A 22,426-nucleotide genomic window follows, 5' to 3' on the forward strand; every position below is an offset into this window, starting at 1 on the left:
CCGCCACCGGCCATCCCTCCTCTTACCGACCGCGGCAGCACGACCTGTGCTGTCCTGCGGCATGAACTTGCCTGCGAACTGAACATCCATGAACCAGACCGAATCGGCAAAGCGCGTTGCATTGGTGACCGGCGGCATCGGCGGGCTCGGCACGGAAATCTGCCGGCAGCTGGCGCAGGCCGGTCGCCGGGTGATCGCGGTGGATCTGCCGGCGCGTGCGGAGCGCGTCGAGGCATTCGAGCGGGAAGTGGCCGCGCTGGACGGCGCCATCACGTTCGAGCCGGTCGACGTCACCGACTTCGACAGCTGCCAGCAGCTGACCGCGCGCATCGAGCAGCGACACGGCAGTCTCGACATCCTGGTCAACGCCGCCGGCATCACCCGCGACGCCAGCCTGCGCAAGATGTCGCCGCAGCAATGGCAGGAACTGATGCGGGTCAACCTCGACGGCGTGTTCAACATGTGCCGCAACGTGGTCGATGGCATGACCTCGCGCGGCTTTGGTCGCATCGTCAACATCAGTTCGGTGAACGGCCAGACCGGCCAGTTCGGCCAGACCAACTATTCCGCCGCCAAGGCCGGCGTGCACGGTTTCGGCATGGCGCTGGCGCGCGAGACCGCGCGCAAGGGCGTCACCGTCAACACCGTGTCCCCGGGCTATTGCGACACCCCGATGGTCGCGGCCGTATCCGCCGAGATCCGCGCCCAGATCATCGCGGACATCCCGGTCGGCCGGCTCGGCTCGCCCGCGGATATCGCCCGCGCGGTGAAGTTCCTGGCCGCCGACGATGCCGGATACATCACCGGGGCCGACCTGCCGGTCAACGGCGGCTATTTCATGAGCTTCTGAAGGGCCGGCGCCGCGTGCCCTCCACCCTCGGAACGCGAACGCCGACGGCGGACCCCCTGATGCTGGCGGTCCGTGTACATCGCGTCCCGATTCGGACTAGGCTCGACCATCCTCCGGGGAACCCATGAGCACAGCAAACATCGATCCGCCGCGCCGGTTCCTGGGCCAGCCGATGGCCCTGGCCTACCTGAGCTTCACCGAAGCGTGGGAGCGTTTTTCCTACTACGGCATGACCGCGATCCTGGTGCTGTACATGAGCCAGGCGCTGCTGCTGCCGGGCCATGTCGAGCACATTGCGGGCTTCACGACATTCCGCTCCGCGCTGGAATCGGTGTTCGGACCGATGACCACGCTGGCGCTGGCGTCGCAGATCATGGGGCTGTACACCGGCCTGGTCTACTTCACGCCGGTACTCGGCGGCTGGGTCGCCGACCGCTGGATCGGCCGTCGGCTCGCGGTGATGCTCGGCGCGGTGATGATGAGCGCGGGCCATCTGGCGATGGCGTTCGATGCCTCGTTCCTGCTGGCCCTGCTGCTGCTGATCGTCGGCTGCGGCCTGCTGAAGGGCAACATCTCGACCCAGGTCGGCGAGCTCTACGCCGAAACCGACGGCGAAGGGCGTACCCGCGCGTTCGCGATCTTCTCGATCGGCATCAACGTGGGTGCGGTGGTCGGACCGTTGACGTGCGGCCTGCTGGCCCAGCTCTATGGCTGGCACGCGGGCTTCGGTCTGGCCGGGGTGCTGATGCTGATCGGCCTGCTGACCTACATCGCCGGCTTCCGCTACCTGCCGCGGGACCGGCCCCGCGCGATCCCGACACAGGCGAAGGCGCCGCTCGATCGTCGCCAACGGCGCATCGTCTGGGCATTGGCCGTGGTCTCCGCGATCACGATCTTCCAGAGCGTCAGCTATTACCAGAACACCAACCTGGCACTGATCTGGATCAACCGCAGCGTCGACCTGGACCTGCTCGGCTTCCATGTGCCGGTAGCCTGGTTCAACTCGATCGACCCGCTGGCCAGCATCATGGGCGTGCCGCTCCTGTTCGCGCTGTGGCGACGCCAGGCCGCGCGCGGCCGCGAACCGGACGACCTGGGCAAGATCGGCACCGGCGCATGGATGGCCGCCGCGGCCAACCTGCTGCTGGTGGCGGCCTGCCTGTTCGGCACGCGCATCCCGGTGATCGTGCCGCTGCTCTACGACATGATCCTCGGCATTTCGTTCCTGTACTACTGGCCCACCCTGCTCGCGCTGGTCTCGCGCGCCGCGCCAGCGTCGATCAAGGCGACCCTGATGGGCGCGGTCTTCCTGTCGCTGTTTCTCGCCAACATGATCATCGGCTGGCTCGGCGGCTTCTACGAAAGCATGACGCCCACCGCCTTCTGGGCCATGCACGCCGGCATCGCGTCCCTCGGTGGCGTGCTGGCATTCGTGCTGAGACGACCGCTGATGCGGGCATTGGCGATCGACGACCCGGAAACGCGGCGTATGCCGAACCCCGACCGGCCGGTCATGACTCCGGCGATCCTCGACGCATCGACGGATTGAGCCAGCCGCGCCCTCGCCGCACTCGCCGGGATTGCAGTCTCCCGCGGCTTGCGGAACAGTGGGCGAATTCCCCACATGGATCGCAGCATGGCGCAGCAACCCATCACCCTGATTGGCGGCGGACTGGTCGGCGCGTTGCTCGCCCTGCAACTGGCGCAACGTGGCTTTGCGGTCGAACTGTTCGAGAAGCGGCCCGATCCCCGCCACACCGGATTTCGGGGCGGTCGCTCGATCAACCTGGCGCTGGCCGAGCGTGGCCTGCAGGCCCTGCGCAGCGCCGGACTGGCCGACGACGTGTTGCAGCATGCGGTGATGATGCGCGGACGCATGGTGCATGGAATCGACGGCAGCTGCGGCCTGCAGCGCTACGGTGTCGACGACAGCGAGGTGATCTGGTCGGTCTCCCGCGGTGCGCTGAACGTGCTGCTGCTGGACGCCGCCGAGGCCGCCGGAGTGACGATGCATTTCGGGCAGTCGCTGGTCGATGCCGACTTCGAGCGGCGACGCATTCGACTCGCCGATGACGCCGGTGTCGTGCGGGAGATGCCGGTCGGCATGCTGATCGGTGCCGACGGCGCCGGCTCGGCGCTGCGCGCGGCGATGAATGCACACACGCCGTTGGGCGAGCGGATCGAATCGCTCGGCCATGGCTACAAGGAGCTGGAGATTCCGCCCGCCGGCGAACTGCCGTCCGCCGTGTTGCAGCTCAGCGGCGGCCACGACCAGTTCGCACTGGAGCCCAACGCACTGCATATCTGGCCACGCGGTGGCTACATGTGCATCGCCCTGCCGAACACCGAGGGCAGCTTCACCGTCACCCTGTTCCTGCCCGCCCAGGGGGCCGCACCGAGTTTCGCCACCCTGCCCGACGCGGCCAGCGCCGCCGCCTTCTTCAGCGAGCAGTTCCCCGGCCTGCTGCCGCTGCTGCCGCGTTTCAGCGAAGACTACGACCACAACCCGGTGGGCACCCTGTCGACGCTGTACCTGCAACGCTGGCACCTGGACGGGCGCGCGCTGCTGGTGGGCGACGCCGCCCACGCGATCGTGCCGTTCCATGGCCAGGGCATGAATTGCGGCTTCGAGGACACCGTGGTGCTGGCGAATCTGCTGGCGGCGGCGCCGGACGACAGCGCCGAGGTGTTCGCCGAGTTCCAGCGCGTGCGCCAGCCCAACGCGGACGCCATCGCCACGATGGCGCTGGAAAACTACATCGAGATGCGCGACTCGGTCGCCGACCCGCACTACCTGGCCAAGCGCGAACTGGGCGCCTTGCTGGCGGCGCGGATCCCCGGGCACTACATGGCGCGCTATCGGCTGGTCACGTTCACCCATGTGCCCTACGCCTACGCGCTGGAGCGCGGCCGTGCCCAGGATGCCTTGCTGGAACAGCTGCTGCGCGATGTGCCGCGGGTGGCGGACATCGATCTCGATGCAGCGGCGCGGCTGTTCCGGTCCAGCCTGGCGCCGTTGCCGGCCCTGCGGCATGGATGAGTTCCTGCTCGAGGCGTTCCGCGCCACGGCCTACTACGTCAGCCTGGACACGGTGACCTGGGCGACGATACGCGTCGACCTGCCGTTGCCCCGCGAACTCGTCTCCGTTGTCGGTGCGCGTCCGTGGGGCTTCATCACGGCCTGGAACCCGCAGGCACGCAGGCGCCCCGCCGCGGAAAACCTGGCCGCGCAACACGAGTTGCTGAGCGCCCTGAAGAACCGGCCGGATGTCGACGTCTACGCGGCCCTCGGTGTCGGCACCAGCGGCTGGGCCGAACCGAGCCTGTTCGCGATCGGAGCGGACGTCGCGGTGCTGGATCGCCTGTCCCGCGACCACGCACAACTGGCCTACGTCCATGGCCACGCCGACGGCATCGCCCTGTTGCGACTGCTGGAATGACCGGGCCAGCGGCAGCGCGCCGCATGGACAAGCGCCATCGGCATTGCGGACAATCGCGGCAATGATTGCCACGACTCCCTCTGTGCCCCTGCTCGAAGCACGTGCGTTGAGCTTCCTGCGCCAGGACGAACCGGTGTTCGCGCCGATCGATTTCCAGCTGGATGCCGGCGAACTGGCGCTGATCGAGGGCGACAACGGCAGCGGCAAGACCACCTTGATGCGCATCCTTGCCGGCCTGCTGCACGTGGGCGCCGGCGAACTGTTCTGGCGTGGCAAGCCGATGCAGCGGGACGACTGCATCGGCGAGATCCTGTTCCTCGGCCACCAACTCGGCCTCAAGGCCGACCTGAACCCGCGTGAAAACCTGCTGATCGCAGCCGGCCTGAACGGCTACCGCGACGGCTCCGGCATCGCCTCCGTGCTGGACGAAATCGGTCTGGGCGGCTTCGAGGACGAACCCGTGCGGCGACTGTCCGCCGGCCAGAAGAAGCGGGTCGCGCTGGCCCGCCTGCTGTTGCTGCCGGCCTCGTTGTGGCTCCTGGACGAGCCGTACGCAAACCTTGACCGCATCGGCATCGCGCTGGTCAACCGTCTGCTGGAGAAGCACCTCGCCGCCGGCGGCGCGGCGCTGGTGACCAGTCACGGCGCGGTGAGCTTCCATGGCGGCGAACCGCGCCACATCCGGATCCACGCATGACGCGCCCCGGCCTGGCCGCCGCCTGCGCGGCGATGCTTCGACGCGACCTCACACTGGCCTGGCGCCGGCGCGGCGACATCGCGATGCCGGTGCTGTACGCGGTGATCGTGACGATGCTGTTTCCGTTCGCGCTGGGACCGGAAGACACGCTGCTGCAGCGCATCGCCGGCGGCGTGGTGCTGGTGACGGTGCTGCTGGCGATGCTGCTGGCGCTGGACGCGATGTTCTCCAGCGATGTCGAGGATGGCTCGCTGGAGCAACTGGTGCTGGCGCCGCAACCGCTGGCGCTGATGATGGGCATGAAGATCCTCGCCCACTGGATGACCACGGCGCTGCCGCTGATCGTGATCGCTCCGCTGCTGGCCGCGATGCTGCACCTGCCCGGCGCGGTGATTCCGGTGCTGCTGCTGGCCCTGCTGCTGGCCACGCCGCTGCTCAGCCTGCTCGGCGCGGTGCTGGTGGCGCTGACGGCCGGCACCCGGCGCTCTGGTATGCTTCTCGCCCTGATGCTGCTGCCGCTGTGCGTGCCCGCGGTGATCTTCGCCGCGGGTGCCGTGGCCGCCGCGCAGCAGGGATTGCCATGGATTGCGCCTCTCGCCTGGCTCGGAGCCGCACTGGTCCTGGCCATGGTCCTGGCCCCCCTGGCCTGCGCGGCCGCCCTCCGTATCGCCCTGGACGCCTGACGACCCATCATGTCTAACTGGATCCCGCTCTGGCTGCACAAGCTCTCCTCGCCGCCGACGTTCTACCGTTTCGCCGGTACGCTGCGCCCGTGGGCCATGGCCCTGGCGGTGCTGTTCGGAGTCATCGCGCTGTACGGCGGACTGGTGCTGGCGCCGGCCGACTACCAGCAGGGTGACGCCTATCGGATCATCTTCATCCATGTGCCCTGCGCCTGGATGAGCATGTTCGTCTATGGCGTGATGGGCGTGTCCTCGCTGATCGCGCTGGTGTGGCGGATCAAGCTGGCCGAAGTGGTGGCGATGGAGTCCGCACCGATCGGGGCGGCGTTCACCTTCATCACCCTGGTCACCGGTTCGCTGTGGGGCAAGCCGATGTGGGGCACCTGGTGGACCTGGGATGCCCGGCTGACCTCCGAGCTGGTGCTGCTGTTCCTCTACCTGGGCGTGATCGGGCTGTACCACGCGTTCGAGGATCGCCGCCAGGGCGCCCGTGCCGCGGCCTTCCTGGCGTTGATCGGCATCATCAACGTGCCGATCGTGCATTTCTCGGTCAACTGGTGGAATACCCTGCACCAGGGCAGCACCGTCAAGCTGTTCGGCCCCTCGAAGATCGCCTGGGACATGTTGTGGCCGCTGCTGGCGATGACGCTGGCAACCAAGTTCTACTATGTCGCCAGCCTGTTCCACCGCGCGCGCACCGACCTGCTGGCGCTGGAAGGCGGCAAGGACTGGGTGCGCCAGATCGCCGAAGACGAGGCCCGGAAATGAGCGCACTGCATGCTTTCCTGGCCATGGGCGGTTACGCCCTCTACGTCTGGCCGGCCTACGCGGTGTTCTTCATCGTGCTGATCGCCGACACCGTCGCCCCCTCGCTGCGCCGCCGCCGCGTGCTGCGCGACCTTCGTGTACGCATGGCGCGACAGGTCAGCCGGCAGGAGCGGTCGCGAGCGGATCATCCCGACGACAACCCCACATTCACTTCCGCGTCCCCTTGAGGGAATGGTCCAGCGCAATGCCCATGAATCCCACCCGTAAACGCCGGCTCATCATCGTGATCCTGGTCATCCTTGCCGCTGCCACCGCGGGCGGCCTGGGTGTGTATGCGCTGCAGCAGAACATGAACTACCTGTTCACCCCGAGCCAGGTGCAGTCCGGGCAGGCCGACGGCCACCGGACGTTCCGCCTCGGCGGCATGGTCAAGGCCGGCTCGATCCAGCGCGGCAGCGATTCGCTCAAGGTCACCTTCACGGTGGTCGATGCGGGCGGCGCGATGCCGGTGGAGTACACCGGCATCCTGCCCGACCTGTTCCGCGACAACCAGTCGGTGATCGCCACCGGCCACATGGACGGCGCCCGCTTCGTCGCCACCGAAGTGCTGGCCAAGCACGACGAGACCTACATGCCGAAAGAGCTGAAGGACGCCATGGCCAAGGCGCATGCCGAGAAGAAGATCAAGGACGCGGCCGCCGCGCAGGACAAGATGCCATGACCCCCGAACTCGGCCAGCTCGCGCTGATCCTCGCCCTGCTGCTGGCACTGGCCCAGGGTGTCCTGCCGCTGATCGGCGCCTGGCGCGGCAACCGCGCGCTGATGGCCGTGGCGCGCCCCGCCGCGGCGGGCCAGGCGGTGTTCGTGGCGATCGCGTTCGGCATCCTGGTGTGGGCGTTCCTGCACTTCGACTTCTCGGTGCAGTACGTGGCCGACAACTCCAACCTGGCGCTGCCGTGGTACTACCGCATCGCCGCGGTGTGGGGCGCGCACGAGGGTTCGCTGCTGCTGTGGATCCTGATCCTCAATGTCTGGACGGTGACGCTGGCCGCGTTCAGCCAGAAGCTGCCCGAGGTGTTCGCCTCGCGGGTACTGGCCGTGATGGGGCTCGTCGCGGTGGGCTTCCTGGCCTTCATCATCTTCACCTCCGATCCGTTCGGACGGCTGTTGCCGATGCCGGGCGACGGTGCCGACCTGAATCCGGTGCTGCAGGATCCGGGCATGACCTTCCACCCGCCGGTGCTGTACACGGGCTACGTCGGCTTCTCGGTGGCGTTCGCGTTCTCGATTGCCGCCCTGCTCGGCGGCGAGCTGGAGCAGGCCTGGGTGCGCTGGGCGCGGCCATGGACCAATGTGGCCTGGGGCTTCCTCACCCTCGGCATCGTGGCCGGCAGCTGGTGGGCCTATGCCGAGCTCGGCTGGGGTGGCTGGTGGTTCTGGGACCCGGTCGAGAATGCCAGTTTCATGCCCTGGCTGGTCGGCCTGGCGCTGATCCATGCGCAGGCCGTCACCGAAAAACGGGGGTCGCTGCGCGCCTGGACGATCCTGCTGTCGATCTTCGCGTTTTCGCTGAGCCTGCTGGGTACCTTCCTGGTGCGCTCGGGCGTGCTTACCTCGGTGCATGCATTCGCCTCCGACCCGCGCCGCGGCATCTTCATCCTGGCTTTCCTGACCATCGTGGTGGGCGGCTCGCTGGTGTTGTACGCGCTGCGCGCGCCCAAGGTCGCCGGCGGCAAGTCGTTCCGGTTGCTGTCGCGCGAAACCCTGCTGCTGATCGGCAACCTGATGTTCACGGTGGCCGCGGCGATGGTGCTGCTGGGCACACTGTTCCCGCTGATCGGCGACGCGCTGAACCTGGGCCGGATCTCGGTCGGCCCGCCCTATTTCGGCTTCCTGTTTCCGCTGCTGATGCTGCCGGTGGTCCTGCTTATGCCGTTCGGGCCGTTCCTGCGCTGGGGCCAGGGCGATACCGCGGCCGTGAAGAGCCTGCTGTTGCGCGTGCTGATCGCGGCAGTGGCCTGCGCGATCATCGCGGCGTTCTTCGTGCATGGCCAGGTCAAGGCCATCGTCGGCGTCGCTGCCGCGGCCTGGATCGCCGTGGGCGTGCTGCTTTACACCTACAAGCGCTGGCGCGAGGCTCCCCGTGGCCGCCGCTATCCGGCCGAGATGGCCGGCATGTTGCTGGCCCACTTCGGCATGGCGGTATTCGTGGCCGGGGTGCTGCTGTCCGAATCGCTCAGCGTGAGCAGCGACGTGCGGATGATTCCCGGGCAGAGCCACGACATCGGCGGCTATGACCTTCGCTTCGACAGCGTGCAGCGCACCACGGGCCCGAACTGGCACGCCGACCAGGGCGTGATCACGGTCACCCGCAACGGCGATCCGGTCACCACCATGCGCCCGCAGAAGCGCACCTACGCCGGCGACCGGGTGCAGACCGAGTCCGCGGTGGACGCCGGTTTCACCCGCGACCTGTATGTGGCGCTGGGCGAACCGATGGATGCCGGCAACATCCATGGCGCGTGGTCGCTTCGGCTTTACTACAAGCCGTTCATCCGCTGGATCTGGGGCGGCGGCCTGCTGATGATGCTGGGTGGATTCGTCTGCGCCACCGACCGGCGCTTCCGAGTCAAGCGCGTGGCCGAAGTGGCGAATGGCGGTGATTTGCTGGCGCAGGAATCGCGCGCATGAGTCGTCTGATGCCGCTCTTCGGTTTCCTGCTGCTGGTGGCGCTGTTCGGCTTCGGCATCTGGTGGAACAGCCAGCACGATCAGACCGCGATCCCGTCGCCGCTGATCGACAAGGCGGCACCGGCCTTCAACCTGCCGAAGCTGTACGAGCCCGAGACCAGCGTCAGCAAGGCCGACCTGCTGGGCAAACCCTATCTGCTCAACGTGTTCGCCAGCTGGTGCATCGAGTGCGGCGTGGAGCATCCGGTGCTGGAAGCGGAAGGCCCGACGCTCGGCGTGCTGCTGGTCGGCTACAACTACAAGGACGCGCCGGCGGATGCCAAGCGCTGGCTCGCTGAACATGGCAATCCGTACCAGTTGCTGATCGCCGACGAATCCGGCCGTACCGCGATCGACTTCGGCGTGTACGGTGCACCGGAGAGTTTCCTGATCGACGCCAGGGGCGTGATCCGCTACAAGCACATCGGCCCGCTGACACCCGAAGTGGTCGCCAACGAACTGAAGCCGGCGATCGCCTCGATGCTGAAGGAGGCCCCATGATGCGGCCTGTCCCCGGGCGGGAGCGTGACTCCCGGCCGAAGCACTTTCGCGCACCGGTGGCGCTGCTGCGGCTGCTGTTCCTGACGATGCTGGCATTGGCCGGCCTCGCCCATGCGCAGGCGATCGAGCCCATGCCGTTCGCCAGCCACGCCCAGGAGCTGCGCTTCCAGCAGTTGACCCGGCAACTGCGCTGCCCGATGTGCCAGAACGAGACGCTGGCCGATTCCAACGCGCCCATCGCACGCGACCTGCGCAACCAGATCTTCCAGCTGATGCAGCAGGGCAAGAGCGACGAACAGATCAAGCAGTATCTGGTCGCCCGCTATTCCGACTACGTGCTGTACGACCCGCCGTTGCAGCCCAGCACCTGGCTGCTGTGGTTCGGGCCACTGTTGATACTGCTCGGCGGTGCCGCCGTGGTGGTGATGGCCATCCGCAGACGCAACCGCGGCGATGACACAACCACCGAAGCACAGACCGGAAACGGGGACGACTGGTGAAAATGCTCTTTTATGCAATCGCCGCAGCGATGATCGCGGTGGCGCTGGCAGCCTTGTTGCTGCCGCTGGTCCGTCAGGGGCGTCGCAGCGGCCGCTCGCGTGGTGTATTCGTGCTGACCCTGGCGATCGCTCTCGTGCTGCCGCTGGCAACGGGCTGGCTGTATCTGAAGATAGGCACACCGGTGGCGATCAACGGGGTCGCGCCCCAGGCCGGCATGCCGCTGACCATGCAACAGGCGGTTGCCCAGCTGCGCGCACATCTCGTGGAAAAGCCCGATGACCTGCAGGCCTGGACCCTGCTGGCGCAGACCAGCGCGATGCTGCATAACACCGCCGATGCCCGCGATGCGTACGACCACATCCTGAAGCTCGATCCCAACAATGCCGACGCCATGGTCGGCTGGGCCGAGGCCGATGCGATGCTGCAAGGCGACCATGTCATCGGGGATCGCGCCGTGGCGCTGCTCAAGCATGCCGTGCAGTTGCAACCCGACAGCCAGCGCGGCCTGTGGCTGCTGGGCACCAGCGAGTTCCAGCAGGGCAACTACGCCGGAGCGGCTGCCACCTGGCGCCTGCTGGCTCCACAGCTCGAACCCGGCTCGGAGGTGGCCAAGGCGGTCGCCGAGCAGATCAGCCAGGCCGATGCCCGTGCCGGCGGCGCGCCAGCGGAGGCGGCTTCCGGCGCCGTCGCGGCGACGGCGACGGAAGCCGCCCTGCAGGTGCAGGTGTCACTGGCATCCGACCTGAAAGCGAAACTCGCGCCCGGGGATACGTTGTTCATCTACGCCCGTCCGGTGAGCGGTCCGCCGATGCCCCTGGCGGTGGCCAGACTCCAGGCCAGCCAGCTGCCGGCCGAGGTGACCCTGACCGATGCGATGGCGATGACGCCGACACGCACGCTGTCGTCGGTGGCGCAGGTCTTCGTGGGTGCCCGCATCAGCCACAGCGGCCAGCCGATTGCCCAGCCGGGCGACCTGGAAGGCAATGCCGGCATCGTCGACGTGACCCGAAAGACACCAGTCGAGATCCTGATCGACAAGGTGCACTGATGGAGCACGACGCGCGGCGCTACTTCAGCCTGCCCTCGCCGTTCGCGATGAAGCGCGGCGGCGAGCTGCATGGCGCGCATGTGGCCTACGAGACCTGGGGCCGCCTGAACGACGCCCGCGACAATGCCGTGCTGGTGCTGACCGGGCTGTCGCCCAGCGCGCACATGGCCTCCTGCGAAGCCGATCCCAGCCCCGGCTGGTGGGAGGCGATGGTCGGCCCCGGCAGGGCGATCGACACCTCACGCTGGTTCGTGATCTGCGTGAACTCGCTGGGCAGCGACAAGGGCTCCACCTGCCCGGCCTCGGTCGACCCGGCCACCGGCGAACCCTACCGATTGAGCTTTCCCCAGCTCGCGCTCGAAGATGTGGCCAATGCGGCGCATGCAGCCGTCGGCAGCCTCGGCATCCAGCAACTGGCCTGCCTGATCGGCTGCTCGATGGGCGGCATGAGCGCACTGGCGTACATGGTGCTGCACCCGCACAGCGTGCGGGCACACATCAGCGTCGATACCGCCCCTCAGGCGCAGCCGTTCGCGATCGCGATCCGCTCGCTGCAACGCGAGGCGATCCGGCTCGATCCCCAGTGGAACGATGGCAACTACGACATCCATGCGACGACGGGTGGAACCTACCCGGACATGGGCATGAGCATCGCGCGCAAGCTGGGCGTGATCACCTACCGTTCGGCGATGGAATGGAACGGCCGCTTCGCGCGCATCCGGCTCGATCCGGAGCAGCGCGAAGACGAGCCGTTCGGACGCGAGTTCCAGGTCGAGTCCTATCTCGAAGGCCATGCCCAGCGCTTCGTGCGCAATTTCGACCCGAACAGCTACCTGTACCTGTCGCGCGCCAGCGACTGGTTCGACATCGCCGAGTACGGCAACGGCAGCGTGCTGGAAGGACTCAAGCGGATCCACATCGAGCAGGCGATGGTGATCGGCGTCAGCACCGATATCCTGTTCCCGCTGCAGCAACAGGAACAGATCGCCGAAGGCCTGGAAGCCGCCGGTGCGCGCGTCGAATTCGTGGCCCTTGACTCGCCCCAGGGCCACGACGCGTTCCTGGTCGACATCGAGCACTACAGCCCGGCCATCGGCGGCTTCCTGAGCCGGCTGGCCATGACCTGATCGCGACGCTGTTAAGATGATCCGCTTCGCGCACCACCCGAGAACATCATGCTTACCCTGGATTTCCCCGGCAGCCGTACGCTGATCGACGCCATCGACGCGGCCGTGGCCAAGCCCGACATGCACGAGCTCACCGACAGCCTGCGCAACAGCCTGTGTCGGCTGATCCGCGACAAGGCGGTGACCCTGCCCGATTGCGTGTTCGAAGCCAACGCCGAGCACTACGCCCGCCGCGAGCTGTATCGCAGCGAGGAACACGGCTATTGCGTGGTGGCGATGACCTGGGGTCCGGGCCAGGGCACACCGATCCACGATCACGACGGCATGTGGTGCGTCGAGGGCGTCTGGAACGGCGCACTGGAAATCGTGCAGTACGAGCTGGTGGAACACGACGCCCAGCGCTACTGCTTCCAGGCGGTGGGCTCGATCCAGGCAGGCGCCGGCTCGGCCGGCAGCCTGATCCCGCCGCACGAATACCACAGCATCCGCAACCCCAGCGACGACGCCATCACCGTCAGCCTGCACATCTACTCCGGCCCGATGATGCGCTGCTCGGTGTTCCAGCCGCTGCCGGAGGATCGCTGGTACGGGCGCGACGTGCGCCAGCTGGGACTCGACCGCGTGCACTGAACCCGGCATAATGCATCGCTCACATGCCGGTGTGGCGGAATGGTAGACGCGGCGGACTCAAAATCCGCTGGCAGCGATGTCGTGTAGGTTCGAGTCCTATCACCGGTACCAAGTGAGGTTTTCAGGCAGTATCAGCTAGACCCATGAAACACCCAAAGCCCGCATGACTGCGGGCTTTTTCATGCCTGGAGCATGGCCGGCAGATCCCCGCCGGGCTCATCCGGCAAGCATGCGGAGATGGCACGGCGCAAGCCGGCTCAATTGTTCTTGGCGCCCTGATCGACCCATGCCGCGATCAGGTCCACGTCCCGCGAAGGCAGCTGGCGCGCATCAACCCCCGGCAGAACGATATTGTCGTGCCGGGTCAGGTCGATCGTGTAATTCTTCGGCATGTTGATCGTCCTGTCGGCCTGGTGCCTCACCAGCCTGACCAGCGTGCTGCCCACGCTGCTTCCGGGTTTGACGACGGGGCCATACCTGGTGCCCTTCATGACATCTTCGTACGTCGCCACGCTGAAACCGCTCTGTTCGAAACCCGCCCCTCCCGGGCTGTGGCAAACAGAACAGTTGTCCTGGAATATCGGATTTATGTCGCGACTGTAGCTGACCGCGCGCTGGCCGCAGCCGGCAAGCAGCAACACGGCCAGTGGCATCGCGTAGACGGACTTTCTGGAAGACATGGTTGCCTCCTGACGTGTCGCCAAGGAAATCGGGAACGCCCGAGCCACGAACAGCGCGGGAATCCATATCCGGAAAGCAGCCATCCGTGGCACGCCGGGCGCCCCCATTGCGGGGAACGACCGGCTTCCTGGTAACCCTCGCCGGATCGAGCCACTCCGGCCCACCATCCGCCCGCTGCCAGGCGGGGCACGTGGTGAAAATCTGCTCACCGCCTCATGGCTCGCCTGCGCATCCATCCATCCGAACCCGCAAGTTCGTTCGTCGAGTCAGGCCTTCTTTTCTGCGGCGGGGAGGAAAATGATCTGGTAGAGCGAAACGAATATCTGGATGCCCCAGGCACTTCCCAGAATCAAGCCGGAAACCACCACGGTGTAGGCAAACACCGGATCCCACTTGGTCAGATACCACGTGGCAATATCGATCACCATCGCGAAGAAAGGCGCGACGATGACGACATTCTTGAACCAGGCCGGCAGCATCGAAAAACAGAAGACGAACCCCAAGACAAAAGTCACCAGGCCAATGCCGAACAGGTGGATATGGGACAGTTTCACCAGGGTCTCGATCGACATGCCATGGTCGACCGTCGCCACCGGGATGATGCCTTCGTAGGTCGTGTAATCCTTCAGATTCTTGCCGGATTTCGGGCTGTGGCAGCTCGCGCAATCCTTCATGATGATCGGATAGATCGTCTCGTCATATTCGTCTTCGGTCGAACCGGATTTCAGCCAGGCCACCACCCGATCCATTTCATCGGGGCTGATCTTGTCCCGCATCTGGCCACGCAGCATCAGCTCCAGTCGGGTACCGCTTCGATTGCCGTAATACGTGATGGCGATATCCTGCACGGAAATCCCGGGCTTGCCGTTGAGGCCGGCGTGGGTCAGATACAGATAACCCAGCGCCATGCAGTAGCCCAGGCCGAGAACGCAGATCACCAGGCCATACAGCGTGCGCTCGCTGCTCGAGCAGTCGCGGAAGGTTCGCCCTTTCACCACTGGTCGATCCCGCGGAATGCGCCCGAACATCCGCCGTATCCAGAAGATGGAGACGACAATGCCAGCCGCACCGAGGATGAAGTGCATGAGGGATACGTCCTTTGCCGCCGAGCTCAGGGCGTCGGGGGCGAGGATGATCCACACCGTGAGCAGGAAGAATCCCCACGCCGGCCAGAAGGCACGGCGCCAGATCAGGGCGACGACGGCAACCGTCACCATGAGCACGCCGGTGATGATGTAGGTCCAGAAGATGCCGCGATTCAATGTGGCCAGGGGCCCGCTGATGTACCAGGGCGCGAATATCGTCAGGGCACCGATGACCAGGGCGGAGATTCTGGCCGCCAGTCTTTGTTGCCCCGGCACTTCGTTATTGCTCATTGCCAGCTTCCTCGAATGCTTCTGCAAATAAATCGCCCTTCGCATCCCTGCCCGGCAGGACCACGAACTCTGCCGGGTGAATCATCGATTCCCCGACAGCGTCCCACCGGCATGGGAGCGGGCTGGAATCAGGCGTTACCCAGGAAGCGCCGGACGGCGACCGTGATACGCGCTACAGGAAGCTGTAGCGATAGGCCACGAATACGACATTCTCGGTGTAACTCGGGCTCAGCTGATTGGTCGGCATCGTCGTGGTGCCGGTATAGCCGAGCTGGTAGTAGTTGTAGTAATAATCGTTGGAATCGAGCTTCTCGTAGATGTAGCCGAAGGTGATCGCGCTCTTCCTGTCGAGCTCGTAATTGGCGATGAGTTTCACCCGGGTCAGCGCGCTGCGGATATCCGGTGTGGACCCGCAGCTGTATCCGGCATTGCCGGGGGTGGTGCACGATGCAGCGACATAATTGAGTGCGGTGGAATAGCGCGTCTTGTCCAGCGAATAGGCGACATCCGCAACCAGCTGCAGCTTCCCGGCCATCAGTCCGCTCCGCTTCGCCGTGATGCCGTAGATGTTGCCCTTGTCCGTCAGGTCGTTTGTCCATGTATTCGGGAGCGGAGCCACTGCATTGCGTCCATTGGCGCTTAGCAATGCCCGCGTACGCCGTTGCGAGCTGGCGTATATCGAGGCAATGGCCTTCTCGGAGAATACGTATGAGGCATCCAGGTTGAAGCTTGTCGAGTGGCCACGCTGCACGCCCAGCGGGGAATCGTTGTAGTCGTCGTAGGTGCCGCGACCGTCCGCACTGAAGCTCAGCTTTTCCGTGGCCTGCCAGTTGATGCCTGCCTTGAACAGATTCTCCGTGCGCGAGGCATCGAAGTAGGCGCGGTATCCATAGTTCTCGAAGCCTTCCTCGTTGCCCTGCATGGGGTTGTAGAAGGAGCTGTTTACCGTGGCGTTGCGGTCGCTATAGGCATACCCCGCATTGAGACTCACCTCGTCACTGGCTGTCAGGCGGTAGTTGAGGACGAATTTGTTCTCCTCGTTTTTCGGAACCTGCACGCAGGAGGCCGTCGTGTAGTACCCGAGATTGGTCGGCGACAGCTCGCCCTGGGCCTGGTTGGCCAGAGCGTTGTTGCACCAGCGCCTGGTCCTTTCGTACTCATAGCCCGCGTGGAGGTGCTGCCTGCTGCTGATCCGGTAATCCGCCGCGAGCGTCCCCTGGGTCTTGCTGTAGCTCAACGGGATGTTGACCGACGTCTGCGGGTCGCCACCCAGGTTGAGGAACTCGTAGGTATAGGACGGCGTCTGGTTGTCGCGCTTGTTGTAGTTCACCCCGGCCGACAGGGTGAGGTCCCTGGTTGCCCTGCTGGTGAGTTTCGCATCGGCATGGGTGATGATCACCTTGCCGTCGAGGGAATTGACAGGCAGCCCGCCCGGTTGCATCTGATCCTGATTGACGTAACCGACGTTCTGGGTGTTGCGGCCATAGGAATAGCCGGCGACCAGCTTCGTCCTCGGGGTCAGGTTGTAGCCTCCACTGAAGTTCGCCTGGTTGAAATTGTTTCCCGGCGGCGTACTGAGCGCGTCAATCGCATAGGCCCCGCCCGGCGTGCCGTTCGCCACATTGGTGCCGGTATAGGGATTGGGGAAGCTGACCATGTCGTAGCTGTCGCGAAAACGCGAACCGAAGTAGCCGGCCGTGAAGAACGCCTTCGTCCCCACCCAGTTCATCGCCAGATTGATGTTGTCCGTGGTGTAATCCGTCGGATTCATGATCATCTGGATTGCTTCACCGCCCAGCGAATATCCGGCGAGCGAGAAGCCGGCCGAGGCACTGTTCTTGTCGGTACCGGAAGAGATCAGCTTGGCACCCGACTGTTCGATGTGGTTCCAGCTGAACTGCGCATCCCACTGCTCGTTGAAGTTGTAGCCGAAGGTGAACCCCGAGTTGTCCCGGTTGCTGTGCACCTTCACCCGGTGGAAGTACGCCTGCTGATCCGGGGTGAGCACCTGCGTCCCGTACGGGCCAGCCACTGCGGGTCGAGCGGTGCTCACCACGCCGAATCCCTGCGGCATCGTGAACGAATTTCCCCCCATGGACCCCTGCAGCGGGGTCTCATAGTCGTCCGTGATGTTGTGGCGCAACTGATCGAAGCTGACACCCAGCATCCATTTCCCCTGGTTCCTGACGCTGGCATCGAGCGACCGGGAAGTGGTCCCCAGATCGGTGGCCGTGATCGCCCAGAGGTTCGTGCCCGATCCCTGGCCGTAGGCATCGCCGCCGCGCAGACTCAGGTTGCCGAGTACATAGATGCCGGACCTGTCCAGTCCGTTGTACTGGCCAAACTGGGCCGAAGCGGTGTCGGTGTAGCCGAGGCCAACCTCGACGAAGTTGGTGGGTTTGGTCAGGATGGTCACGTCATCCTCGGCCTGGGCGAAGGCGACCAGCGGCAGCGCCGCGAATATCGCCAGCACCAGTGACTTGACGGACAGCACTCCATTCACGGATTTCATATCACGTCCCTAGTAGTTAACGATGCAGGAAGGCGCCAGCCGGACTGTTCGAGCCATGAACCATCACGTGGCAGTTGAGGCATGACCGTCCGGCTGCGCTTGAGCTGGGGTTGGGCGCACGACCGCCGCTGGTCGCGAAACCCGCCATGGTCGATTGCAGGCCGGCAACGCCTGCGCCATAGGGCGCCTGACTGTTGTGCGGGCCGTCGTGGCACTCGTCGCACAGGAACGGCGGACGGGATTTCAGCAGCGGCGGAATGTTCGAGCCATGCGGCGTATGGCAGTTCGTGCAGTCCTCGACCACCGGCTGGTGCTCCCACAGGAAGGGGCCGCGTTTCTCCGCGTGGCACGTAGTGCAGGTCTCGGTCACCGTGGCCTTCTTCAGCAGATGCGGCCCGGTCGAACCGTGCGGATTGTGGCAATCGGAGCACGCGACCTTGCCTTCGCCGATCGGGTGGTGCGAGATCTTGTGGATGTCGGCGCGACGCTCCTTGTGGCAGGTCGTGCAGACCTCCGGCTGGGTCAGCTTGTTGCGCACCGGATCGACGGCGCTGTGCACCTTGTGGCAGTCGTTGCAGGCGACGCCGTTGACCTGATGTTCGCTGCCGTCCCAATGCGTGCGCTGTGTTCCCTTGTGGCAGGTCAGACACTGGCCGGCGCGCTCGTCCGCTCCGGATTGCGGATAGTCATGCTTGTTGAACATCACATCCGGCGGCGGGATCCCCTTTCCCGTCTTGTTTCCGGCCAGATGCTTCTCGCTGGTGCCATGGCACGACTGGCACGTCGGTGTCCGCGCATCACCCTTGACGCCATGAGGTGTCTGGTAGATCGACAGAATCGGCTTCGCTTCATTCTCGTCATGACACCGGGTGCATTTGGCGTCATCAGCCAGTGCCAGCCTGGCTGTTTCAGCGGTCGACTGATGCATGGCCGCCTGGTTCGAACCCAGGTCGGGCAGCTGGATGGGAGGATTGGCCGCCAGGGCTGGAACAACCCAGCTGGCCAGGATCAGGGCCGCCCCCAGGATGAATTTCTTTGTGAGATGCATTTATCAGGTCCCTTCCTGCTTTATCGATGGGGTAACCAAGCTCAGCTGGAGACGCCTACAACGAAAGGATCCAGTCGACCAGATTCTTGATTTGCGCCGTGTCGTTTGCCGGATCCGTCTTGATGATCTCGTGGTGCACCTGGCTGCCATCGGCGAGCTTGACCATCTCGCCCGAGGTCAGGTGATGGATCAGCTTTGCCTCGGCGTCCGGATTGCCCTTGTACTTGTCCGCAACTTTTTTCCAGCCGGGGCCGTCCTTGTCGCGCGAGATGGCGTGACACTTGAAACAGTTGTTGGCCCTCGCCAGCGTCTTGGCCGCATCCATGTCGGCGGCGCGGGAGGCGGGAAGAAACGCGACGATGGCGATGCCTGTGACGATGATTGCCAGCGCGGAGCGAGAGATATTCATCATTTCTGTCTCACCTTGATGGATGATTTTCCCGAGTAACGGCCTGTGGCATCGCTCGAAGCACACCAGAGGCATGAGCAAATTATCGTCGTGGCCCATGCGGCCAACCATCGGAGGGGGGATGAAAATTGCCATAGGATTTGTCCTATGGCCGATGGGAGAAAATGATCGCCGCACGGCCCATGTCGGCAGCCGGAGTGCCCCGCCGCCCGCGCTCGACACGCCCAGGCCGCGCGAGGGATCAGGTCGCTCCATGGACCGGCCGGTGAAAAACGATTCGAGCCGGCGTCGTCCCCGCCGCGCAACGCTCCCGTCGCGCGGCACACCGTCGCATCGATGCCATCCGGACTCGGACACGTCCGGGGTCGGCGCTCCGTCGAAACCCGCCCGGAGCCGGTCCGGCCGCCCGTGAGCCGGCAATCCTGCCCATCTCGAGAGCTTCTGGTTGATCTGCATCAACTGGCACCGCGGCGACCTGAGTAACCTGAGCGTCGACGCAGGGGCTGGCACATATCCTGGAGAGGGGAAATTTGTGCGTACAAAAGACAGGGCGTCATGCCGTCGATCTCCGCGCCCGCCCGCATTCACGGTCGCCCGTAGCGGGGATTCCGTCGCGGACCGCGGACAGGACGAACTGCCCGATCGTTCTGCAACCAAGACATCGCCACACGCCCCTTCTTCGCACCCGAGCCGGGCCGCGTTCGAGAATCCGAGCATGCCCAGAAAATTCCGCCCGGCCCGATCGATCTATCTGCTGGCTGCGCTCACGATCATCGCCCTGGCCATGCTGGTGACCTCGTTCCTGTTCAATCTGCGCGCTCGCGACCTGACCCGTGCGCATCAGGAAAGCAGCAGCCTCGCGCGGCTGCTCATGGAGCAGACCGAGCAGTCGTTCCACAACGCCGACCTCGCCCTTCGAGGCGTCCAGGATCGATTGCAGACGCCGTACGGAATCCAGCTCGGCCTGGACAGCCCGCTGGTTCGGCTGCTGCTCAGCACCCGGATCGCCGGATCGCCGCAACTGGCCGAGATATTCGTCGTCGATGCAAACGGCCTCGTCACCAATTCATCCGCCCCCGGGACGGAGCCGCGCGGATCGGTGGCCGACAAGGACTACTTCAGGCTTCTTTCCGAGGGTCGGGAAACCGGGCTCTTCATCGGCCGCCCTGCGAAGACTCAGGCCGGCGGCCACTGGCAACTCCATCTCGCCCGCCGCATCGCCGATGCGGACGGCAGGTTTCGCGGCATCGTGGTCGCCGCCGTCGACCTCGATCACTTCGAACAATTCTATGGCTACATGGAGCAGGACTTCCTGCGACCGATCGGGCTCTACATGAACGATGGCACCCTGATTGCCAGCCTGCCCCATCGTGAAGGAGACATCGGCAAGCCGGCACCCGAACTGCGAGGTGTTCGCCTTGATTCGACGAACGAAGACCTGCGGCAAGTCAGCCACAGGAACGCCGATGACAGCCGACGGGTATTCGCCCTGGGTTACGTCAAGAATTTCCCGTTCCTGGTAAGCGTCACCAACAACGATGCCGAAACCTTGTCGGCCTGGCGAGAGGCCGCCGTCACGGTCGTGGTCGGCAGTGCGCTGGTGTCGTTCTTCATCCTCGTGGCGGCGGCCCTGCTGGCGATCGAACTGCGGCGCGAGGCGTCGCTCAACTCCGCCCTGCAGGAAGCGGACGATCGCTATCGCCTCACCATCGACTCGGTCATGGATGCGATCGTCTCTGTGGATCAGGCGCAGAACATCGTCATGTTCAACCTGGCTGCGGAACACATGTTCGGTGTGTCTGCCACCGACGTCATCGGCAAGCCACTGACCAGCCTGATGCCGTTGCCGCGACGCGGTGCCCACGCCGGACATGTGCAGTCGTTCATGAATTCGAGCGTGCCTTCGCGCGGCATGGGCATGCAGATGGAGATCCTCGGGCTTCGTGCCGACGGTCGCGAGTTCCCGCTGGAATCGGCCATCTCGCAAACGGTGATCAACGGCAAGCCGCAGTTCACCGCCGTCCTGCGCGACGTCACCGAACGCCAGCGCAAGGATGCCGATCTTCGCAGGGTCAACTCCGAGCTGCGCCAGTTGTCGATATCGCTGCAATCCGTGCGCGAGGAAGAGCGCACGCGGATTTCCCGTGAGTTGCATGACGAACTGGGTCAGCAGCTGACCGGACTCAAGCTGGAATTGACCTGGCTCAGTGGACGTCTCCGGGAGGGCCGACAGCCGGACCCCGGCGTGCTGGACGGAATGCGCGAGATGCTGGACAGCACGATTGTCTCCGTTCGTCGCATCTCGACCGAACTGAGGCCACGCATCCTGGACGATCTCGACCTGGAAGAAGCCGTGTGCTGGCAGGTGGGGGAACTTACCAAACGAGGCAACCTCCAGGCCGTGTGCCACCTGCCGGCCGCCGGACTCGTCAGGGAAGACGCGCTGGCGACGGCTCTCTTCAGGATCGTGCAGGAAGCATTGACGAATATCGCGCGTCACGCGAACGCGGATCAGCTGGAGGTCAGCTTCGTCCGGGACGGCGACGAACTGGTCCTGCGCGTGCGCGATTCGGGCAAGGGTTTCGTGCACGACGACAACGGCAGGGGCATCGGACTGGTCAGCATGCGCGAACGCGCCACGGCCGTCGACGGCAAGTTCACGATCATGAGCAAACCCGGGCAAGGCACCACGATCGAAGTGCGGGTCCCCTTCAACGTTCCGATGCCGGTGGGAGATGAGACATGACCAAGGTGCAGGTACTCGTTGCCGATGACCATGGGGTGATCCGCAACGGTCTGAAGAAAATTCTCGACGACACGCCGGACCTGGAATTCGCCGGCGAAGCCTGCGATGGCTGGATATTGCTCGAGAAGGTTCGCGATCGCCACTGGGACATGCTCATCCTCGACCTGTCGATGCCCGGACGCAACGGGCTGGAACTGATCAAACTGGTCAAGGAGGCGCAACCGCAAATGCCGATACTCATCTTCAGCATGCACCAGGAAGAACAGTACGCAGTGCGCGCGTTGCGAGCGGGTGCCTCCGGCTACCTCACCAAGGAATTCGATGGCGACCTCCTGCTGTCGGCCATACGCAAGGTGGCCTCGGGCGGCGTCTATGTCAGCAGCAAGGTCGCCGAACTGCTCGCCAGCGACATTTCCAGACCGCAGAACGCCCCGCCGCATACGCTGCTGTCCAATCGCGAATTCGAGGTCTTCAGCCGGCTCGCCCGTGGCATCAGCCTGACCGCGATCGCCCAGGAATTCTCGTTGAGCATCAAGACCGTCAGCACGCACAAGTCGCACCTGTTCGACAAAATGGGGATGACCAACCAGGCCGACCTGGTGCGCTACGCCCTCAACCATGAGTTGCTGGACGAGGAGCCGGACAACCTCCGGATGCAGCATTCCTCGACGATCTAGCGG

The 22,426-nt window shown here is 65.0% G+C and carries 22 protein-coding genes and 1 tRNA gene; 18 read left to right on the forward strand and 5 right to left on the reverse strand.

The annotated features are described in order from the left end of the window. The first annotated feature begins 88 nt into the window (after window positions 1-88). The 16 genes from phbB to ACFPPA_RS10275 all read left to right on the forward strand — a co-directional run bounded on the left by phbB (window position 89) and on the right by ACFPPA_RS10275 (window position 13,085). Window positions 89-850 (forward strand): acetoacetyl-CoA reductase, encoded by a 762-nt coding sequence (phbB, locus tag ACFPPA_RS10200; RefSeq protein ID WP_377319661.1) that lies wholly within the window; start codon window positions 89-91, stop codon window positions 848-850. A 124-nt stretch (window positions 851-974) separates the two neighbouring features. After that, on the forward strand, window positions 975-2,399 hold the full coding sequence (locus ACFPPA_RS10205; RefSeq protein WP_377319662.1) for a peptide MFS transporter: 1,425 nt from the start codon (window positions 975-977) through the stop codon (window positions 2,397-2,399). 87 nt (window positions 2,400-2,486) lie between these two features. After that, window positions 2,487-3,890 (forward strand): FAD-dependent oxidoreductase, encoded by a 1,404-nt coding sequence (locus ACFPPA_RS10210; protein ID WP_377319663.1) that lies wholly within the window; start codon window positions 2,487-2,489, stop codon window positions 3,888-3,890. Next, window positions 3,883-4,290 carry a DUF3293 domain-containing protein gene (locus ACFPPA_RS10215; RefSeq protein ID WP_377319664.1) on the forward strand — a complete coding sequence of 136 codons (408 nt, stop codon included), beginning with the start codon at window positions 3,883-3,885 and terminating at the stop codon, window positions 4,288-4,290. Before ACFPPA_RS10210 ends, ACFPPA_RS10215 begins: the two co-directional genes overlap by 8 nt. Before the next feature lie 61 nt (window positions 4,291-4,351). Beyond that, a complete protein-coding gene (gene ccmA, locus ACFPPA_RS10220) occupies window positions 4,352-4,987 on the forward strand; it encodes a cytochrome c biogenesis heme-transporting ATPase CcmA (RefSeq protein WP_377319665.1) in 636 nt (211 codons plus the stop codon). Next, window positions 4,984-5,670 carry a heme exporter protein CcmB gene (gene ccmB / locus ACFPPA_RS10225; RefSeq protein WP_377319666.1) on the forward strand — a complete coding sequence of 229 codons (687 nt, stop codon included), beginning with the start codon at window positions 4,984-4,986 and terminating at the stop codon, window positions 5,668-5,670. Before ccmA ends, ccmB begins: the two co-directional genes overlap by 4 nt. A gap of 9 nt (window positions 5,671-5,679) precedes the next feature. Continuing rightward, window positions 5,680-6,438 (forward strand): heme ABC transporter permease, encoded by a 759-nt coding sequence (locus ACFPPA_RS10230; RefSeq protein ID WP_377319667.1) that lies wholly within the window; start codon window positions 5,680-5,682, stop codon window positions 6,436-6,438. Then, window positions 6,435-6,665: a heme exporter protein CcmD gene (gene ccmD / locus ACFPPA_RS10235; protein WP_377319668.1), complete on the forward strand. Its 231-nt coding sequence runs from the start codon at window positions 6,435-6,437 to the stop codon at window positions 6,663-6,665. Before ACFPPA_RS10230 ends, ccmD begins: the two co-directional genes overlap by 4 nt. Window positions 6,666-6,688: 23 nt before the next feature. After that, window positions 6,689-7,159, forward strand: coding sequence for a cytochrome c maturation protein CcmE (gene ccmE, locus ACFPPA_RS10240; RefSeq protein WP_377319669.1), 471 nt, complete (start codon window positions 6,689-6,691; stop codon window positions 7,157-7,159). Then, the gene (locus ACFPPA_RS10245) at window positions 7,156-9,129 is read left to right on the forward strand and encodes a heme lyase CcmF/NrfE family subunit (RefSeq protein ID WP_377319670.1); all 1,974 of its coding nucleotides are present in this window, start codon (window positions 7,156-7,158) and stop codon (window positions 9,127-9,129) included. Before ccmE ends, ACFPPA_RS10245 begins: the two co-directional genes overlap by 4 nt. Further along, window positions 9,126-9,668: a DsbE family thiol:disulfide interchange protein gene (locus tag ACFPPA_RS10250; RefSeq protein WP_377319671.1), complete on the forward strand. Its 543-nt coding sequence runs from the start codon at window positions 9,126-9,128 to the stop codon at window positions 9,666-9,668. The genes ACFPPA_RS10245 and ACFPPA_RS10250 overlap by 4 nt, the downstream gene beginning before the upstream one ends. An 86-nt stretch (window positions 9,669-9,754) precedes the next feature. Continuing rightward, window positions 9,755-10,168, forward strand: coding sequence for a cytochrome c-type biogenesis protein (locus ACFPPA_RS10255; RefSeq protein ID WP_377320675.1), 414 nt, complete (start codon window positions 9,755-9,757; stop codon window positions 10,166-10,168). After that, complete coding sequence (locus tag ACFPPA_RS10260; RefSeq protein ID WP_465269302.1) at window positions 10,165-11,217, forward strand: tetratricopeptide repeat protein; 1,053 nt, start codon at window positions 10,165-10,167, stop codon at window positions 11,215-11,217. Before ACFPPA_RS10255 ends, ACFPPA_RS10260 begins: the two co-directional genes overlap by 4 nt. Next, entirely contained in the window at window positions 11,217-12,344 is a 1,128-nt protein-coding gene (gene metX / locus ACFPPA_RS10265) for a homoserine O-acetyltransferase MetX (RefSeq protein ID WP_377319673.1), read from the forward strand. The genes ACFPPA_RS10260 and metX overlap by 1 nt, the downstream gene beginning before the upstream one ends. A gap of 48 nt (window positions 12,345-12,392) precedes the next feature. Further along, window positions 12,393-12,974, forward strand: a complete 582-nt coding sequence (locus tag ACFPPA_RS10270) for a cysteine dioxygenase family protein (protein WP_377319674.1) — start codon at window positions 12,393-12,395, stop codon at window positions 12,972-12,974. A gap of 25 nt (window positions 12,975-12,999) precedes the next feature. Further along, window positions 13,000-13,085 (forward strand) — tRNA-Leu (locus ACFPPA_RS10275). A 146-nt stretch (window positions 13,086-13,231) separates the two neighbouring features. On the opposite strand, the gene ACFPPA_RS10280 is transcribed toward ACFPPA_RS10275, so the two are convergent. The 5 genes from ACFPPA_RS10280 to ACFPPA_RS10300 all read right to left on the reverse strand — a co-directional run bounded on the left by ACFPPA_RS10280 (window position 13,232) and on the right by ACFPPA_RS10300 (window position 19,135). Further along, on the reverse strand, window positions 13,232-13,654 hold the full coding sequence (locus ACFPPA_RS10280; RefSeq protein WP_377319675.1) for a c-type cytochrome domain-containing protein: 423 nt from the start codon (window positions 13,652-13,654) through the stop codon (window positions 13,232-13,234). 267 nt (window positions 13,655-13,921) lie between these two features. Further along, window positions 13,922-15,031 carry a hypothetical protein gene (locus ACFPPA_RS10285; RefSeq protein WP_377319676.1) on the reverse strand — a complete coding sequence of 370 codons (1,110 nt, stop codon included), beginning with the start codon at window positions 15,029-15,031 and terminating at the stop codon, window positions 13,922-13,924. 172 nt (window positions 15,032-15,203) lie between these two features. Then, window positions 15,204-17,543 carry an MtrB/PioB family decaheme-associated outer membrane protein gene (locus tag ACFPPA_RS10290; protein WP_377319677.1) on the reverse strand — a complete coding sequence of 780 codons (2,340 nt, stop codon included), beginning with the start codon at window positions 17,541-17,543 and terminating at the stop codon, window positions 15,204-15,206. Between the two features lie 16 nt (window positions 17,544-17,559). Next, complete coding sequence (locus tag ACFPPA_RS10295; protein WP_377319678.1) at window positions 17,560-18,591, reverse strand: DmsE family decaheme c-type cytochrome; 1,032 nt, start codon at window positions 18,589-18,591, stop codon at window positions 17,560-17,562. A gap of 55 nt (window positions 18,592-18,646) precedes the next feature. Then, on the reverse strand, window positions 18,647-19,135 hold the full coding sequence (locus ACFPPA_RS10300) for a c-type cytochrome (protein ID WP_377319679.1): 489 nt from the start codon (window positions 19,133-19,135) through the stop codon (window positions 18,647-18,649). Between the two features lie 310 nt (window positions 19,136-19,445). Here ACFPPA_RS10300 and ACFPPA_RS10305 point away from each other — a divergent pair, with 310 nt between their 5' ends. Further along, window positions 19,446-21,746 (forward strand): PAS domain S-box protein, encoded by a 2,301-nt coding sequence (locus ACFPPA_RS10305; protein WP_377319680.1) that lies wholly within the window; start codon window positions 19,446-19,448, stop codon window positions 21,744-21,746. Continuing rightward, a complete protein-coding gene (locus ACFPPA_RS10310; RefSeq protein WP_377319681.1) occupies window positions 21,743-22,423 on the forward strand; it encodes a response regulator in 681 nt (226 codons plus the stop codon). The genes ACFPPA_RS10305 and ACFPPA_RS10310 overlap by 4 nt, the downstream gene beginning before the upstream one ends. Window positions 22,424-22,426 lie beyond the last annotated feature (3 nt).

The sequence above is a fragment of the Rhodanobacter ginsengisoli genome (genome assembly GCF_042657065.1).
GTDB classification, from domain to species: domain Bacteria; phylum Pseudomonadota; class Gammaproteobacteria; order Xanthomonadales; family Rhodanobacteraceae; genus Rhodanobacter; species Rhodanobacter ginsengisoli.

Coding starts and splice junctions, on each gene's coding strand:
- ccmB (WP_377319666.1), top strand. CDS start 4,984: ATGACGCGCCCCGGCCTGGCCGCCGCCTGCGCGGCGATGCTTCGACGC.
- ccmD (WP_377319668.1), top strand. CDS start 6,435: ATGAGCGCACTGCATGCTTTCCTGGCCATGGGCGGTTACGCCCTCTAC.
- ACFPPA_RS10295 (WP_377319678.1), bottom strand. CDS start 18,591: ATGCATCTCACAAAGAAATTCATCCTGGGGGCGGCCCTGATCCTGGCC.
- ACFPPA_RS10280 (WP_377319675.1), bottom strand. CDS start 13,654: ATGTCTTCCAGAAAGTCCGTCTACGCGATGCCACTGGCCGTGTTGCTG.
- ACFPPA_RS10300 (WP_377319679.1), bottom strand. CDS start 19,135: ATGGCAATTTTCATCCCCCCTCCGATGGTTGGCCGCATGGGCCACGAC.
- phbB (WP_377319661.1), top strand. CDS start 89: ATGAACCAGACCGAATCGGCAAAGCGCGTTGCATTGGTGACCGGCGGC.
- ACFPPA_RS10245 (WP_377319670.1), top strand. CDS start 7,156: ATGACCCCCGAACTCGGCCAGCTCGCGCTGATCCTCGCCCTGCTGCTG.
- ACFPPA_RS10270 (WP_377319674.1), top strand. CDS start 12,393: ATGCTTACCCTGGATTTCCCCGGCAGCCGTACGCTGATCGACGCCATC.
- ACFPPA_RS10230 (WP_377319667.1), top strand. CDS start 5,680: ATGTCTAACTGGATCCCGCTCTGGCTGCACAAGCTCTCCTCGCCGCCG.
- metX (WP_377319673.1), top strand. CDS start 11,217: ATGGAGCACGACGCGCGGCGCTACTTCAGCCTGCCCTCGCCGTTCGCG.
- ACFPPA_RS10205 (WP_377319662.1), top strand. CDS start 975: ATGAGCACAGCAAACATCGATCCGCCGCGCCGGTTCCTGGGCCAGCCG.
- ACFPPA_RS10290 (WP_377319677.1), bottom strand. CDS start 17,543: ATGAAATCCGTGAATGGAGTGCTGTCCGTCAAGTCACTGGTGCTGGCG.
- ACFPPA_RS10285 (WP_377319676.1), bottom strand. CDS start 15,031: ATGAGCAATAACGAAGTGCCGGGGCAACAAAGACTGGCGGCCAGAATC.
- ACFPPA_RS10215 (WP_377319664.1), top strand. CDS start 3,883: ATGGATGAGTTCCTGCTCGAGGCGTTCCGCGCCACGGCCTACTACGTC.
- ccmE (WP_377319669.1), top strand. CDS start 6,689: ATGAATCCCACCCGTAAACGCCGGCTCATCATCGTGATCCTGGTCATC.
- ACFPPA_RS10310 (WP_377319681.1), top strand. CDS start 21,743: ATGACCAAGGTGCAGGTACTCGTTGCCGATGACCATGGGGTGATCCGC.
- ACFPPA_RS10210 (WP_377319663.1), top strand. CDS start 2,487: ATGGCGCAGCAACCCATCACCCTGATTGGCGGCGGACTGGTCGGCGCG.
- ACFPPA_RS10255 (WP_377320675.1), top strand. CDS start 9,755: ATGCTGGCATTGGCCGGCCTCGCCCATGCGCAGGCGATCGAGCCCATG.
- ACFPPA_RS10250 (WP_377319671.1), top strand. CDS start 9,126: ATGAGTCGTCTGATGCCGCTCTTCGGTTTCCTGCTGCTGGTGGCGCTG.
- ccmA (WP_377319665.1), top strand. CDS start 4,352: ATGATTGCCACGACTCCCTCTGTGCCCCTGCTCGAAGCACGTGCGTTG.